At 55.7% G+C, this 15,388-nt stretch carries 14 protein-coding genes and 1 pseudogene; 4 read left to right on the forward strand and 11 right to left on the reverse strand.

What is annotated here, in order from left to right:
* Positions 1-16 precede the first annotated feature (16 nt).
* Positions 17-1,972, forward strand: coding sequence for an ABC1 kinase family protein (locus L1047_RS11255; RefSeq protein WP_235279075.1), 1,956 nt, complete (start codon positions 17-19; stop codon positions 1,970-1,972).
* A gap of 38 nt (positions 1,973-2,010) precedes the next feature.
* On the opposite strand, the gene L1047_RS11260 is transcribed toward L1047_RS11255, so the two are convergent.
* Both L1047_RS11260 and L1047_RS11265 read right to left on the reverse strand, forming a co-directional pair.
* On the reverse strand, positions 2,011-2,394 hold the full coding sequence (locus L1047_RS11260; protein WP_235279076.1) for a hypothetical protein: 384 nt from the start codon (positions 2,392-2,394) through the stop codon (positions 2,011-2,013).
* A gap of 366 nt (positions 2,395-2,760) precedes the next feature.
* Positions 2,761-3,342, reverse strand: coding sequence for an ATP synthase F0 subunit B (locus tag L1047_RS11265; protein WP_235279077.1), 582 nt, complete (start codon positions 3,340-3,342; stop codon positions 2,761-2,763).
* A gap of 217 nt (positions 3,343-3,559) precedes the next feature.
* On the opposite strand from L1047_RS11265, the gene L1047_RS11270 reads away from it, so the two are divergent.
* Positions 3,560-4,054 carry a hypothetical protein gene (locus L1047_RS11270; RefSeq protein ID WP_235279078.1) on the forward strand — a complete coding sequence of 165 codons (495 nt, stop codon included), beginning with the start codon at positions 3,560-3,562 and terminating at the stop codon, positions 4,052-4,054.
* Between the two features lie 493 nt (positions 4,055-4,547).
* On the opposite strand, the gene L1047_RS11275 is transcribed toward L1047_RS11270, so the two are convergent.
* The 3 genes from L1047_RS11275 to L1047_RS11285 all read right to left on the reverse strand — a co-directional run bounded on the left by L1047_RS11275 (position 4,548) and on the right by L1047_RS11285 (position 8,521).
* Entirely contained in the window at positions 4,548-6,623 is a 2,076-nt protein-coding gene (locus L1047_RS11275) for a cation:proton antiporter domain-containing protein (protein WP_235279079.1), read from the reverse strand.
* 137 nt (positions 6,624-6,760) lie between these two features.
* The gene (gene thiL, locus L1047_RS11280) at positions 6,761-7,783 is read right to left on the reverse strand and encodes a thiamine-phosphate kinase (protein ID WP_235279080.1); all 1,023 of its coding nucleotides are present in this window, start codon (positions 7,781-7,783) and stop codon (positions 6,761-6,763) included.
* 87 nt (positions 7,784-7,870) lie between these two features.
* Positions 7,871-8,521, reverse strand: a complete 651-nt coding sequence (locus L1047_RS11285; protein ID WP_235279654.1) for a class I SAM-dependent methyltransferase — start codon at positions 8,519-8,521, stop codon at positions 7,871-7,873.
* A gap of 121 nt (positions 8,522-8,642) precedes the next feature.
* On the opposite strand from L1047_RS11285, the gene L1047_RS11290 reads away from it, so the two are divergent.
* Positions 8,643-8,852, forward strand: a complete 210-nt coding sequence (locus L1047_RS11290) for a hypothetical protein (RefSeq protein WP_235279081.1) — start codon at positions 8,643-8,645, stop codon at positions 8,850-8,852.
* A gap of 88 nt (positions 8,853-8,940) precedes the next feature.
* Here the strand turns inward: L1047_RS11290 and L1047_RS11295 are convergent, their stop codons facing one another.
* From L1047_RS11295 to L1047_RS11305, 3 genes are all read right to left on the reverse strand, one after another.
* The gene (locus L1047_RS11295; RefSeq protein WP_235279082.1) at positions 8,941-9,240 is read right to left on the reverse strand and encodes a hypothetical protein; all 300 of its coding nucleotides are present in this window, start codon (positions 9,238-9,240) and stop codon (positions 8,941-8,943) included.
* A gap of 137 nt (positions 9,241-9,377) precedes the next feature.
* Positions 9,378-10,517 (reverse strand): tRNA 2-thiouridine(34) synthase MnmA, encoded by a 1,140-nt coding sequence (mnmA, locus tag L1047_RS11300; protein WP_443081714.1) that lies wholly within the window; start codon positions 10,515-10,517, stop codon positions 9,378-9,380.
* A 250-nt stretch (positions 10,518-10,767) separates the two neighbouring features.
* A complete protein-coding gene (locus L1047_RS11305) occupies positions 10,768-12,060 on the reverse strand; it encodes an RNA-guided endonuclease InsQ/TnpB family protein (protein WP_235279083.1) in 1,293 nt (430 codons plus the stop codon).
* A gap of 33 nt (positions 12,061-12,093) precedes the next feature.
* Here L1047_RS11305 and tnpA point away from each other — a divergent pair.
* Positions 12,094-12,489 (forward strand): annotated as a pseudogene (tnpA, locus tag L1047_RS11310) (IS200/IS605 family transposase).
* A gap of 252 nt (positions 12,490-12,741) precedes the next feature.
* Here tnpA and L1047_RS11315 read toward each other — a convergent pair.
* The 3 genes from L1047_RS11315 to L1047_RS11325 form a co-directional block, all read right to left on the reverse strand.
* A complete protein-coding gene (locus tag L1047_RS11315) occupies positions 12,742-13,929 on the reverse strand; it encodes a sporulation protein (RefSeq protein ID WP_235279084.1) in 1,188 nt (395 codons plus the stop codon).
* A 57-nt stretch (positions 13,930-13,986) separates the two neighbouring features.
* Entirely contained in the window at positions 13,987-14,805 is an 819-nt protein-coding gene (locus tag L1047_RS11320; RefSeq protein ID WP_235279085.1) for a M15 family metallopeptidase, read from the reverse strand.
* A gap of 120 nt (positions 14,806-14,925) precedes the next feature.
* Entirely contained in the window at positions 14,926-15,318 is a 393-nt protein-coding gene (locus L1047_RS11325) for a hypothetical protein (protein WP_235279086.1), read from the reverse strand.
* Positions 15,319-15,388 lie beyond the last annotated feature (70 nt).

The raw sequence follows: 15,388 nt of genomic DNA on the forward strand, positions 1-15,388 counted from the left end.
ATCCGTTGGGGCTTTTATGGGCGCAACACCGTCAACACCGATCGCGACACAGCACAGCCTTGTCTCTGCAGCGGCAGGTTCTTTGGTTCCATCCACCTCTCCGGGATCCCGCAGCCAGCCTGTACCCTCGGAGCCGGCCCTGCGTTACGACCCAGAGCAGCTGGCCAAACAGTATCGCGGCCGTTGGGACTTGGTGTTGCGGCGCCTGTTTCAGTTAGTCAGCCCCTTTGTAGGCTTGCTGGCCTGGATTTTTTGGGATCGTTGGCGGGGAGTAGAGCTGAAGAACCGTCCCAAACATGCGGCCCGACTGCGGAAAATTCTCACGGAGCTGGGGCCAACGGCGATCAAAATTGGCCAAGCTCTCTCTACTCGCCCCGATTTGGTTTCGCCCCTGTTTTTAGAAGAACTGGCCAAACTGCAGGATGAGCTGCCCCCTTTCGACAACCAGATTGCCTTCGACCTGATCGAGTCGGAGATCGGCTTACCTGTGGACAAAATCTACCGCCAGATCACCCCCAACCCCATTGCCGCCGCCAGCCTCGGGCAAGTTTACCAAGCTTATCTGCACACGGGTGAAAAAGTTGCCGTCAAGGTACAACGTCCAGACTTGGTCGGGCGCATCTCTCTCGATATGTACATCATCCGCGGGCTGGCCGTCTGGGCCAAGCAAACCTTCCGCCGCATCCGTAGCGATTTGGTCGGGATCGTGGAGGAGTTTGCCGCACGGCTCTACGAAGAGATGGACTACACCCAGGAAGGTCACAATGCCGAGCGCTTCCTGCAGTTGTATCGTCATCCTTCCATCTACGCCCCGAAAATCTACTGGGACTACACCCGCACCAAGGTGCTGACGATGGAGTGGATCGACGGCACCAAGCTGACCCAATTGGACAAAATCACTGCCGCTGGGTTAGATGGGCGACACCTGATTGAGATTGGCGTGAATTGCTCCCTCAAGCAGCTTTTGGAAAATGGTTTTTTCCACGCGGATCCGCATCCTGGCAATCTCTTGGCCATGGCCGATGGACGGCTAGCCTACATCGATTTTGGCATGATGAGCACCATTCAGCCCCATCAACGCTATGGGCTGATCAAAGCAATTGTGCATTTGGTTAACCGCGATTTTGTCGGGCTGGCTCAAGACTATGTGGATCTGGAATTTCTAAGCCCTGATACTGACCTTACCCCGATCATTCCTGCTCTAGAAGCTGTCTTTGCTGAGGCCATGGGCAGCTCTGTGGCTCAAATGAACTTTAAGAGCATGACGGATAAGCTCTCCGGGGTGATGTATGACTTTCCCTTTCGCGTGCCCGCCTACTATGCCCTGATCATCCGCTCTTTGCTGACTCTGGAGGGGATCGCCATCAGTTTGGATCCCAACTTTAAGGTGCTGAGTGTCGCCTACCCCTATGTGGCTCAACGGTTGCTCAGCGATCCGGCCCCAGAACTGCGGGTTTCCCTACGGGAGTTGCTGTTTAACCAAGGACAATTTCGCTGGAATCGCCTGGAAAATCTGCTGCGCAATGCCACCAACAGTGAAGATTTCGACCTGCAGGGATCCCTGGAAAAAGCCCTGGATTTCATCTTTTCCGAACGAGGTGCTTTTCTACGAGAGCGATTGGTGGATGCGATTTTCTCCAGCCCAGGCTCCCAGACGGGATCCCCGGCTCAGCCCACCTCAGATACGATGGAACATTTGCAACGGCTGTGGGAGCTGTTGAGTGGTAACCCCACCTTCCAACCGATGCAGCTTTTCCCGGTCGTGGCCAAGGTAGCCACCAAACCGGAAGCCCAGCAACTGGGGCGTCAATTGGCCTCCCGCTGGTTGCAACGCTCCGCAGCTCGTTTGATCCGGGATCTGCTCCTGCCGGATGCTGAAGAGCCCAGTTCAACCCATTCCCGCAATGGGATCCCTGGGCCGACTTCGGGCGGGCAACGGGCTACTACCCCCAGGTTGCCCCTCAGCGCTTAGCTTAAGGCAACATAGGGCAAACCCGCTTATCTCTCTATCTAGTGAATGGCATCGCTTTTGGGGCTCACCGGAGTGAGAGCCAATTTGATCCACTCGGAAAATTCATCGCGGCGGAAAACCTGGGGGCGAGAACGGGGGCCAAACCGCATCAGGCTGGGCATGCCATGCTCCTTGAGGCGGGACTGGAGCCAGGTGCCAATGCCTGTTTTGCCATCGTTGGGCATTTCGGTTTGGAAGTCGCTGTACATCAGCAGCAACTGGCTGCGAGATTGCAGCACCGCATTCTCTTGGATCAACTTGGGCAGAGAGAGGCTAGTGGTGAGAGCTGCTGCTTTGCTGCTTCTGGCAGATTCACGACGACGGTCACGCGGGCGCGAGCTGGTACTTTCACGGCTCTTACGGGTTCTCGATTCAATGGGCATAGAATCTCCTAAACGACAGGGTGGCTCCCCGAATGGGGTGGAAGCCGGAACTCGCAGATTAAAACATGAGCCCGCTGGCACAGATGGCTGGGAAATACAGTTCTGTAGCAATCGCTGAAGAAGAGTGACACGCGCTCTCGGGTGAAGCGAAGGAAGAACTGCGTCACACTGGCGCGAAAGGTCGGGATCCCTTCGGCAACAGCAATCGGCAGCGGATCGAGTTCCTGACAAGGCATCCAGAGCTTATCTTCGTCTTCCCCGCAAGAGGCCAGTTTGACTACCACGAATCCGCAGGGTAAGCAAGCTCGGATGTTACCCCTATATTGACTTAAAAATGGACAACTGGACAGTCCCTGAGTCAATAACTTAGGCCTGAAGATTTTGCCGCCCGTTGCGTATCACCCGCAAAGACTCCAGCAACCGCAGCTCTAGGTCTTGTAAAACCTGATCCACGTAGTGATGGGCTTCCTGCTGCAGGCGATCCGACTCCTGAAGGGTTTGCCGGCGCAGTTCCTCGCTCTGTTGATAGGCTTGCCGCAACAACTGTTCCGCTTGGGCCTGGGCCTGCCGCAGGATGGTTGACTCGTTGAGCAGCTGTTCGGCTTTCCGTTGCGCCATCGCAACAATTTCTTGGGCGTAGCGATCCGCCTGAGCCAAAATGCGATCCCGCTGGCGCAGCAATTCTTCGGCTTCCTCCAGAGCTGTCGGGATATTCAGTCGGATAAAGTCCAGTTGCTCCAAAATGCTGTCTTCTTCGATCAGGGTACGGGACCAGAACAGCCGGGGACTATCCAGAATCGCTGCCTCCAATTGATCCAAAGCATCCTGCACACGCATCAGAGCCAGGGTTTGATCCCCAAGCGGTATACCAGCAGAATTGGAAGCATCAGGGGGCAATTCTCGCATCAGAGGGGGTGGCTGCACTGAGCAAAAAGGCAAGGCAGTCAAGATAACGCCTACCATATCAGGTTCTCGGCTCCCTGAATCTGCGCAGTTTCGACGGGAATATCGCCCATGTGCGTTAGGGGGATGTTCGTTTGCAGATGCCCGACACCAGAATTGTTGCTATGGTGAGGACGGCCTGTTCCCCAATGTTTCGGCAACGGAACCTGAAACCGAGGCAGCGGGTTCACTGGTGTGGAGATCTGTGTGGAGATCTGTATTGATGTCGGATACTGCTCAACTCAGTCTCGGCTCAAACGCGGTACAGGAACTGGAATATGTGGTGATAGGGGTGGCAACTTGCTTCCAACGGGATGAAGAGGGTCGCCTGATGGAAGTTCAGGTGGCAGAGCCAATTCCTGCTGCCGATCTCGATTGCTTGGTTCAAGAACGCCGCAGCACCTCCTACCACCTGCTGTACGCCACCACCTACGCGGAAATTGTCAAGGGCGGGATCCCTGTGTTGCCAGCAGATATCATCCCGGCAGGAGTCTTTGCCGGAGAAGACTTTGTGGAACGAGCTCAAGCGGCTACTCGCACCTATCGCAGCAAGCCGGAGTTTCGCCACATTCCTCTCCATCAAACTTGTACGCCGGAGCAAGGGGTTTTTAAGCTGAACCACAGTGTCGAGCCCCGACGAATCATTAATGCGGTGGTGGAGGTGAGCGATGCCGACAATATCAAACAGCACCCCCATACCCATCAACATCTTCTATAGTGCTCCACCCCTTGTAGAAGGGATCCCAGGCGGATCTCCACCCTGGGCCGGCTCCTGGGATCCCTTGACTTTGCTGGAGCATGTGCGCAGCGGCCAGGTTTGGCTGGTGAAAGGGATCGGATCCCATGGCTTGTTGCTGGAGAAGACCCATACCGTCGAGCTAGTAGAGTTTGGTGGGGCTGTCGGCATGGCCATCGACCGGGATTGCCGGGCGGTTCTGCCAATTGGGCAGGTTTACTTGCAGGCTCCCGCCACCTTCCTAGAGCGGCAGTGGAGCTATCGTCGTCGTGCCCACAGTGCCGAAACCATGCAAAAGCTGACGGAATCTCACCCCAGCTTGCGGCGGGCGGCTCTCCTTTGGCAACATCTCTGCCAATGTTTTGGCCCCAGCTTGCTCACTTCTCTACCCGACGAGTGGCTGGGCCGGTTGGTAGGGGTATCGGGGGATCTGATCCAACGTTGTCGGCATCAAGGGGGATCCCGTCTGGAGGCGCTACTGACCGAGCTCGAGGGGTTCTCCCAGCATGACCAAGGAACCGTTGAGCCGTTCCAGAACTTCGGTGGTGACATCGCTAAAGGACAAGCCCCCACTGCGATTGCGCCGACGAAACGACGGCAACACCACCAGGTCAAAAACTTCCGCTTCTTTCAAGAGAGTTTTGACGATATCGTCACTGGCCAGGACTTTTACTTCTAATCGGGAACCGCAGGCGGGGCTAGGCTGTTCTGCCAACACGGTCAGTTGGGCTTCTAACCAGTGGCGATCGGGTTCGGGAGTGCCGCTGGGGCAGACGTGCAGCAACGTGATCTCCGCTTGATTGGCGGCGGCCAAAATTTGGGCAAAGCGCACCGAACGGGCCGACTGGGACCGAAAATTTTCTAGGGCCACCAGAATGCGCTGCAACTTGTGGGGAGGATGCTGTAACCGGGCAACGGCAACCGGGCAATGGGTGGCCCAGAGAACGCTATTGATCACGTTGCCAAATAGGCGGGCTCGCAATCCAGTGGTGTCGCTCCAGCCCATGACGATCAGGCTGGCTTTCTGCTCGCGGCTGGCATGGCTAATCCCCTGGGCGATATGGCTATCGATACGGCTAAGGGGGGTGGCCTGTACCCCAAACTGCTGACAAAACTCCACCGCTCGTTTGAGCAAATACTCGCCATGTTCTAGAGAGGCTTGCAGCGACGGCGCATCCATGTGTACGTGACCCGTAGCCACCGAAAGAGGCACAATCCGCCCTTGTTCGTGTTTGGCCAGTAGGGCGGCCATCTCCAGTAGATTTTGCTCTGTATCCGGATTGGCCACCGGCACCACCACCACGTAGGGCTCTCGAACGGGATACGGCACCTCCTGAGCGGGATCCACCGGCGGCTTGAGCTGAGCCTGTTCCTCCTGCATAGCCATTTGCGCCCCAGCTCGACTGGTCAAAATCGGGCCCAGGGTGGCGGTGACCAACATCAACACGATGACACTATTCAGAACAGAGGCATCCAGCAAACCCACCTGAAAGCCCACCACCGTTGCCGCCAAGGTTGCTGCCACCTGCGGCAGAGAGAGCGACCACATCATCAATTTCTGGGCAGGGGTATAGCGGTACAGCCACTGACAGATCTGGGCAGCAGAGTACTTGCTGAAGCTTAACCCCACCAAGATGGCCAACATCAGCCATACGGAGCTGAGGGTCTGCACAAAAGCCGGCAAATCGATCAGCAGCCCCATATCCACAAAGAAGACAGGGATGAACAGAACACTGCCCACGAAAACAATTTTTTCTTTGACGGGGCCCTCCCGCAGCACGTCGTTGACGGCTAAACCCGCCAAAAAGGCGCCGATGATCTTCTCTACCCCAATCCACTGCGCCCCCAAAGCGGCCCCAAACAAAGCCAGCAACACAAACAAAAATTGGTTGCCCTCTTCACTGCCGGTACGGCGGAAAAAGCGATGCCCCAACCAATCCAAACCAAACAGAACTGCTGCTGCATAGATCAACAGGGACCCCAGCAAGCCCAGCAGGCTCCAAAGGGAAAACTCCCCCCCATGAATACCGACACAAACCGCCAACACCAGCAGCGACGCAATATCTGTGAAGATGGTGCCGCCGATAGTGACCAGTACCGCCTCATTTTTCACCAGACCGTAACGGCTGACGATCGGGTAGCCCAGCGGGGTATGGGAGGCAAACAGGGATCCCAGCAAGACCGCCGAGTTCCAACCGAAACCAAAAAACCGCCCGATTAAGGTGCCCACGAGGAGGGGGATAGCGAAGGTGAAAAATCCGAAGGTAGCGGAACGGTTGCGGGTTTGGCGAAACTGCTCTAGGTCGATCTCCAGCCCGGCCACAAACAGTAGATAAACCACACCGATATCCGAGAGCAACTGAACCGTGGGCAGTTCTGCCGTCAACAGATTCAGCCCCTGCGGTCCCAAAGCGATCCCTGCCGCCAAAAGACCCACTAGCCCCGGCAAGCGCAGCCACTCGAACAGCAGCGGCACCACCAAGATCACCCCCAGCAACAAGGCGAAGGAGAGAATTGGCTCTTCTTGCAAAACTAGCAATAGTGTCTCCATCGGGTGCACTCACAGATGGGATCCCTTCCTGATTATGGAAGCAATCCCCCAAAAGAAAGGTGAATCCCAACACGGAAGGGACTTGAGCAGGAGGGATCCCTACCTTGTTCTGAGTCTCAGTTCACCGAAACAGGCAGTCAAAAATGCTGGAAAGCCTGCTGGCGGCTGAGTATCTCTCCTCCCTGCAACCGGACGGTTCCCTCCGGATCCCAGCCTGTGACCTGTCCAATACAAACCGAGCCTGGCATCCGATCCAGCAACTGTTGGGCCACCCTTGGCTCCAGACTGAGCAACAACTCAAAATCCTCTCCCCCGTAGAGTGCCCACTCTAGCGCTTGCGCTGGGAATACCTGCCTCAAGGCAGCAGAAATCGGGATCCGTTGCACATCGATCCTCGCCTCTACCCCACTGGCCCGACACAGTTGCACCAAAGCATCCGCCAAGCCATCGCTGGTATCCATGCCACCAATGCGCAGCGGATCCGGGATCCCTTGCAAAACCGGCAAACAATCCAGTCGCGGGCGCGGATATTGATGGGCCTTGATCAGCCACTCTCGCTCTGGTGCGGCCACTGCGGATCCTTGTTCTGGATGAAGCAGAAGTTCTAACCCTGCTTGCGCATCCCCATGGGGCCCCGTTACCACCAGCCAATCTCCCGGTTGAGCCAGCTGGCGTTGAATGACCCGTCCTGGCTGCACTTCTCCCAAAGCTGTAATCGCGACAAACCGGTGGGGAGACCGACACAGATCCCCCCCTACCAACAGGGATCCCCAGCTGGAGCTACAGGCTTGCATCCCCTGGTAGAGCCCCTCCACCCAAGCCATCGGCGTAGAGCCAGGCAAGCCCAAGCCAATCACCAGCGCCTGAGGACGGGATCCCATCGCCGCCAGATCGGATAAATTCGCTGCCACCGAGCGCCAACCCACCGCATGAGCCGGGGTCGTTAAATCGCTAAAGTGTACCCCCTCCACCAGCACATCGGTGGTCACCACCAACTGTCCCTTGGGAGCCTCTAACACCGCTGCATCATCCCCCACCACCTGCGCAGGGCAATAGCGCTGCACAATTTGCAGTAAGCCTGCCTCGCCAATCTCTGAGATCAGCAGGGGAGAAGAATCGCTGTTTTGCAGGGGAGAACCGGCGGGAAGATTGGAGAACAAAGGGGCCTTTTTGGGGATGAACAAAGCGGCAAGGTTCAGTTAGGGTGTCGGGATCCAGAGATTGCTCTAGAGTGCCACGGAAAAGCCTTACTCAGCCGAGCGCCGCCCAATTACCCCATAGAAGGGATCCCCGCCGCCCCCTCCTAGAAAACTGACCCAACTCAAGGGGGCAACCCGCTGGATCACCTCAACCACCTCAAATCTCGGCACTGAGGCAAAATAGCGCTTCACCAACTCCACACGCTCTGCCTCAGAGCCATCCCGCCACGCCTGGATCGCTTTCTGGAAGAACATGCGATTGGAAAAACTGACGATGAAAAGCCCTTGTGGCTTCAGGACTCGGTACACTTCGGCAAACACCTGCTCCGGCTGCTGCAGATATTGCACCGAAACAGTGTTTAACACCGCCTCAAAGGATTGATCCGGCAGAGGTAAGATCGAGTTTTGGTTCAGATTTTGCACAAAGAAATGGTTAAGGCGTGGGTTGGCTGCCAGTTCTTCACGGTTCATGCCATGTCCTTCCACATGGGCAAAGGTCATTTCTGGCGGCAGATGAGAAACCCAACTGCTCATCAGATCCAAAATCCGGGTCTGGGGCTGCAAATGCTCACGGTACAGATCAGTAAGCTGCCCGATGAACCCAGAATCCACATGGGTGACGAAGCGGGGATAGTCGTAAAAGAGGGTGTCATCGCTGGGATCCAACTTGGAGCGCTGCCAATCGTTCAGGAGCATCATCGTCCGCAAAATCTGTTTCAAAGCTTAATCAAACCTAACATTCTGGAACCCTACGTGAGGGGGGAGGCGTGATAGCTTAACAGAGCGATTGTGGCAATCTTGCGAGGAACTCTTTATCGTGATGTCTGCTTCCTACTCTCCTTCAGCGGCTCTCACCTCATCCACCTCCGGCCTGCGCGAGTACGTGACGGAACTACAACTCCACATGGCTCTACAAGCCCGTAGCCTTACTCCTTCCTTGAACTTGTCTCCCGGACACGATAGCCGTCTGGTCATGTTGCAGCAGGCTCAAGCGGATATGGAAAAGTCCGCCTCCCGTCAATGGCTGTAAACAGCCCGATCTCAGTCGTGATCTCAATCTCAATCAAGTCTGTTCAGAACCCGTTTGGAATCAACAGGCCATCTTGAGTTTTTCCTACTCAAGGGGATTTCTGTTGCCGAATCAAGAACCGAATTTCCTTTAGCAGGATTTTGAAGCGCTGGTCAGACTCCACTTGGCGCTGCCGTAGTTCTTCCATCCTCTGCCGGAATTCTGCCTGGTCTCGTTGATTTTGGAGCCTTTGTTGTTCCAGATCCGCAAGAGGTGCATCTTGGCGCCCCTGGAGGATACTCAGCATTTGCATGAGAACCTCCTGCATCTCCTCAATGGATTGGGTGACGGTTTCTGTCCACTCAGCAAAATGAGCTAAATCAGAACGGGTCTCACTGGTGAGTTGCATCAAGTTCTGGATCGCTTGCTCATGGCTTGGTCTCGTCTAACCGATTGTTCCGCCATCTGGAGCAAAAGGGTTTCCACTCGGTCGAGCCGATCTTCGCTGGTTGTCATCTGCTTCTCTGCCTTTGACCATAGGCTTTGTCAATGGGAAGGTCGCTCCAGAATCCCGCCGCCCAGCAAAACCTCGCCGTGATACCAGACAGCGGCCTGTCCAGGGGTGACGCCAAACTGAGGCTCTGCAAACTGCAAACGAGCTCCTCCTGAGGATTCTGGGATCAAGGTCGCCGCTACCGGGGTGGTTCGGTAGCGCACCTGAACTTCCACCGCCAACGGCTCTTCAGGATTGGCAATCGAGACCCAGTTCACCTGGCGTACCGTCGCTTCTGCTTGGGTGGCTTCTTCCCGTTCCCCGACGATGACCCGGTTCATGGCCGCATCGATGCGCACCACGTAGAGTGGATTGGGGGCGGCAATGCCCAAGCCCTTGCGCTGGCCGACGGTGTAGTGGTGAATGCCCTCATGGGATCCCAGCACCCGCCCCTGGGTATCGACGATTTCCCCCGGCTTTTGCCCGAGGTACAGATCTAAAAAGCTCTGCATGGAGCCGTGGGTTTCGATCAAGCAGAGATCCTGGCTTTCTGGCTTGGCGGCGGTGACCAGACCATACTGAGCGGCGATCTCACGGGTTTGGGCTTTGGTGTATTCCCCAAGGGGAAACAATGTCCCAGCCAAGTGCTCTTGGCTGAGATCGTAGAGGAAATAGGATTGATCTTTTTGGCGATCCACTGCCCGCAGCAGTTGGTACCGTCCCGAATCGGCATCGAAACGCACCCGCGCATAGTGGCCGGTGGCGATTCGCGGGATCCCGAGAGTTTCTCGGGCATAGGTGAGCAAGGGGCCAAATTTCACTGTTTTGTTGCACTGGGAGCAGGGCAGAGGCGTGATGCCTTCCGCATAGCCTGCCACCAAATAATCGACGATATTGGCTTGAAACACCTCGCGGCTATCCACCACATGGTGAGGGATCCCCAACTGCTCACAAATGGTGGCCGCATCCACCAAGCCATCGGTACAGCACTGACCCTTCCCTTTCATCAACCAAAGGGTAACCCCTTCTACGGCATAGCCCTGTCCGTGCAAAATCGCCGCCACAGTCGAGCTATCCACCCCACCAGAGAGGGCCGCCACGATGCGAGGCCGTTGGGTCAGGGCAGTCGAGGGGGTTGTCGAGATCCGAAGAGAATCGCTGCTCGCGTCAGCGGGAGGGAGTCCTATCACCATGAATTGGCTAACTGATTCGGGATTTCTACTCTAGCTTTCTTCTGCCTGGGCGAGCGGGGATCCCTGTTCTGGACATTCGTACAGCTCCAAGGGTAGATGATCCGGATCTCGGAAGAAGGTGAAATAGCGACCCGTCAACACATCTTGGCGAATCGGTTCGACTGGGATCCCTTGTGCGATTCACTCTTTTACAGATGTCAACAAGTCCGGCACCCCAAAAGGTGAACTACTCCCGACGCTCATGCTGTGCCTAGGGCAGGCTTGTGCCAACGCATAGAGCGCGGGCTTCTTTCCGAGCCGTAGCCCTTTGAGCTTTTTTGAGTGAGGCGAGTCCCAACCCCACTTTTTTGATCAGCACCCCAGAATTTGTATCGCGTGGCATTTCTGCTTTGCATTCTGGGCAGGAGTGCCACCTGTCCGACAACTCTTTCGGGACACGGTTCAGGCAAACACAGCAATGCTGGCTTGTGCCAGTCGGATTAACCTTAATCCTTCTCTTTCCAGCTTTTTCAGCTTTGAAAGGTAGGATTTGGTTCACGAACTGACTGATTCCAGCATCAGCGAAAGACTTGTTCAGTCCTGCTTTTGCCGCTTGTCCATTGGGTAGAAACGTTCCATTTTCGTCCTGCTTTGGTTTGCACCGCTTCGTCATATTGCTGAGGTTAAAGTCTTCAACAAAGACCACATCAGCTTTGATAAGCAACTGATTCGCCGTCTCGCAGTGAAACTGATATCGCTGTCTTGCAATTTTCTGATGCAGTCGTGCAATCCTTTGACTCAGCTTCTTTCGGGCGACGCTGCCTTTGGGGCGAGCATCACACTTTTGCTGCAACTTGGCAAGCTTGGATTTTGCCTGCCTCAGGAAACGAGGATAGTCAATCAATTCACCCTCTGAATCTGCCACAAAATGCTCTAGCCCCATATCCAAGCCAATGGAGTTATCCCAATTTGGGACAACGTCAATCGTTTGTTCAGGAACCGAATCATCCTGCAATGACAGCGTGATATACCAGCCGTCAGCTTTCCGACTCAGAATTGCGCTTTTGACCTCAAACCCTGGAGGTAATGGACGATTCCAAACGACTTTCACTGCTCCAATTTTGGGCAGTTCGATTTTGTTGCCATCAATCCAGTCAATCGAAGCTTGAGGGTAGGTGAACGAACGATACCGATTTACACCCTTAAACCGAAGCTTGCCCGATCTTTTGCCGTTGCAGTCCCCTTTCAGGTAACGGGCAAAAGCGAGTTTGACCCGCTTCACCATATCTTGTAGCACTTGAGAATGAATCTCTTTGTACCAGGGTCTATCCCGCTTCAGCCTTACCAGAGAGCGTTTCTGTCCGTAGTATTCAGGCTTTTCTCTGGGTTCAGCGATGTTGCAAACCAGGGGGCAAGCATTGACAAGACAGCGATTCATTTCCCACCAATCAAACCAATCTGCCAGCATCCAGTTGTACTGCTGCCGAAGCATATCAAGCCAACGATTCATCGTGACAAGTTGCAAAGTGGATGGCAGTAGCTTGTATTGATAGGCAATTCTCATAGATTGAGTGTAGCATAAACAAAAAACAGTGATATACACAACGATTTTGTTTCAAGTGGTAGAGCCATGTCCGACCTGAAAGCTCATTTGGTGTTAACAACCAAGTACAGACGTAAGGTACTGACGGGGGAAATGCTGACTCGCATGGGAGAACTCATGAATGACCTGTGCCAAAAGTGGCAGTGCAAGTTGATTGAGTTCAATGGGAAAGAAAATCATATCCATTTGTTGCTTCAGTACCTCCCACAAACAGAACTTCCAAAGTTCATCGGTAATTTGAAGTCTCTAACCAGTCGTAAGATTTGCAGTGAGTTCCCGGAAGAAGTTGATAAAGTGTATTGGAAGAATGTTCTTTAGAATGAATCGTACTTCATCGCATCCTGTGGGGGCGTGACAGTTTCAGTCTTGAAAAAGTACATCGAAAACTAAGATGCCCCAGACTGATTCGTTGGGTAGGGCTTGTTGAGTGCGGCATCGTTGGCATAGCCTGCTGTAAGCATTGCCACACTCAACAAGCACGGCTTTCATCCCGACACTGACCTGAAGGTACAGTGCGGGGCTAGGAACGACCTGCGGTCTACCCGCCAATCAAGCTAAATGGCGTAGCCCACAAGCCTCTGGATACTGTAGGGGATTGGGAAAGGAATACAGACCTTTCTTTACGCCAAGGGCACACGAACACTAATTCTCGGCAGCTACAATCCGAGCATTGAACCCCGCCTCAGACAAAGACCGTTGGGCCTGTTCCGCATTGGAGCGTTGCTGGTAGGTGCCCACCTGGATCACGGAGCCGCGCACAAAGGCATCTGGGGCATACTGTTGTAGCCGAGGTAGTACCTCTTCTCCCGCCTGTACCAACACCCAAAAGCTCTGGGCCTCGGAGGCTGGGGGAGCTGAAGGGGAGGCTGGAGCGGAATGAGCAGCTGGGGTGGGGACGGGATCGGGATCCCGTTGTAGTAGCGGTTGAGAACGACGTAGATCCGCCGGAAAAACCCCCGCTTCGTAGCCTTGGCTCGCCAGATAGCGCACCTGTTCTTCGGCTGCTTGGGCATGGGCAAACCCGCCGGTACGCACCACCCGCAGATCGTCGTAGATCAGGGGTAGGGATCTCGTTAGCAAGCTCTCTAGGGTCGGCAGTTTTTCGCCGGTTGGATCTGCCACCAGCACCCAGTAGTTCTCTCCTTGCTCCAGGTTCGCCAATACAGGATCCCCAGATGGAAAGGGCTGCGTCTCTGTATCTGCTACTGCTACAGCCACCGCCGGTAGTCCTCGAGCCGTTAACCAACGAGCTTGGTCTTGAGCCAGGGATAGGCGAGAAAACTCCCCGGTTTGCAGGGCTGCTTGCCCCTGGTATTCCACAACCGTCGCTCCCGGGAAGAAGCGGCGCACCTGCTCCTCAAGGCGGGGATCCTGGGTGGGGTTGGGCACTTGCGTGGCAAAAGGCCGTTGTGCAGAAGGTTGTGAACTGGGTACGGTTGCAGCAGGAACGGTTTCCGGTGGGCCAGAAGAGGCTGCCGGTGAGGACGAGCCTTGGTTGGGGGGATTGGCCACAGCAGGGGGCAAAGGGGGATCCGTCTCTTCGCGGCTGACCACCCGCACCTGAAGTCCCAAGCGCTCCAGTTCTATCTGGCGTCGTTGCGCATGGGCGCGGTTGATAAAGGTTCCCGCCAAGATGAAAACCTGCTCATCCCCCTGAACCCAATAGGCATCCGGTACCTGGGTTTGCACCTGGGCCAAGTCTGCCGCCCTCTCAGAAAGGACACGCACCTGGTAGCGCGTTAGGGCAAAGGCCCCCGGTGAGGTAAGGGCAACCGTTAAACAGAATCCCCCCAGGGATCCGCTCAGGGTGGCAAAAGGGCTGTTGCGCATGGATCCATCTCCTGTGTCGGAATTGGTGGCAACTCAAGGGTTCGCTCGCGGGCAACCTTACAACCGAGAGGCCAGACGAGCCTGGGCAAACAGGGAGGCCGCCTGTGGGGATCCCACATAGCGCCAGTGCCAGGGTTCGTAATTGACCCCCTGCGCATTGCCCTGCGGAAAGGACAGCTCAAAACCAAACTGCGGTGCGTACTGAGCCAGCCAAGCGTAGGCAGGGGTTTGGGCAAAGCTGTACTGCACATGGGTTTGTGGATGCCGCCCATCGCCAATATCGAGGGCATAGCCGGTATGGTGTTCGCTGTAGCCAGGCGGTGCAGAGAGGCGCATGGCCGCTTGTTCGGATCCCTGGCGTTGGATCTGGCGGCGAAACAGGGCGGTTTGTACCGAGAGATCCCGAAACCCGGAAATTGGCACCAGCGAGATGCTACTGGCTTGGGCCTGCTGTTGCATTTGCCGAAAAGCCTGGGCGGCCTCCCGATGCAGCCGTTCCACCCGACCCCCCGGCCCACTGACCGGTTCCAGAGAAACCTCCGGGGCAACCGGATAGGGCCAGTGAAAGGGGATCCCCCCCCTTGGTACCCCTCCTCCGGATCCAACCCCCGGAGCTTCTGGCGACCACACCTGACCCTGCAAGCCCAGTAAAGCTAGGGATCCCAACATCAGATCGATGCTGTCTTGCTGGCGGAAGGCCCCCACTTGGATCACCGAGGTGGATCCGATCTGACGGCGAAAAGCATCCGGAGCAAGGCTATGCACCCGTTCCAAAACCCCGGGGCCATCGGGAACCACCACCAGCCGTGGCGCCGCCAGAGAGGGGATCCCCCAAGCCAGCAGGGTGACACAGAGCATGGCCAGCGTGGCAGCCAACAGACGACAGCCTCGTTTCGGCCAACAGTGACGATGATATAGCCAGTTGTTTTCCACAGGCGGGGCACAGATTTAGTGCACCTCCAGTATAGTTATGCTGGCAAGACTCTATCCCTATATTTAACGACGGCGACGGCGGATTCTCCGGGCTCCTCCTACCGCAAAGCGGATCACCTCTGTCTTGTAGTGCTCAGTCCCTTCGGCGTGGCGGTACACCTGAATGGCGGATCCCTGGCCGGAGGGAAGGGCAGGTAAGGGTTTTTCCGGAGTTTCCGCTTCTAGGGCGATGAAAAACCTTAGGCGCAGCAGAGCTTCTAACTTAGAAAGATGCTCGGTTTCTTCCGGTACCAACCGGCCCAACGAGATCTGTAGGCGTGGCTCGCGGCGCCGGGCTCCAGAGCGACCCCAAAATTGCTGGGCCAACCCCCACAAGGAAGCTCGTTCAGGAGATTTCACCAATACCTTCAAGCCCGTCAGGGGATTCAGACCATAGGTGAGCAGCAGAGAATACATGGGCGGAAGAGAAAAACGTTCGGGTTAAGGTCAAGCTGCAGCCTTTGCCAGCGTTATCTGATACAGCTAC

Origin of the sequence: Synechococcus sp. Nb3U1, assembly GCF_021533835.1 — a bacterium.
In the GTDB taxonomy this organism is placed as follows: Bacteria; Cyanobacteriota; Cyanobacteriia; order Thermostichales; family Thermostichaceae; genus Thermostichus.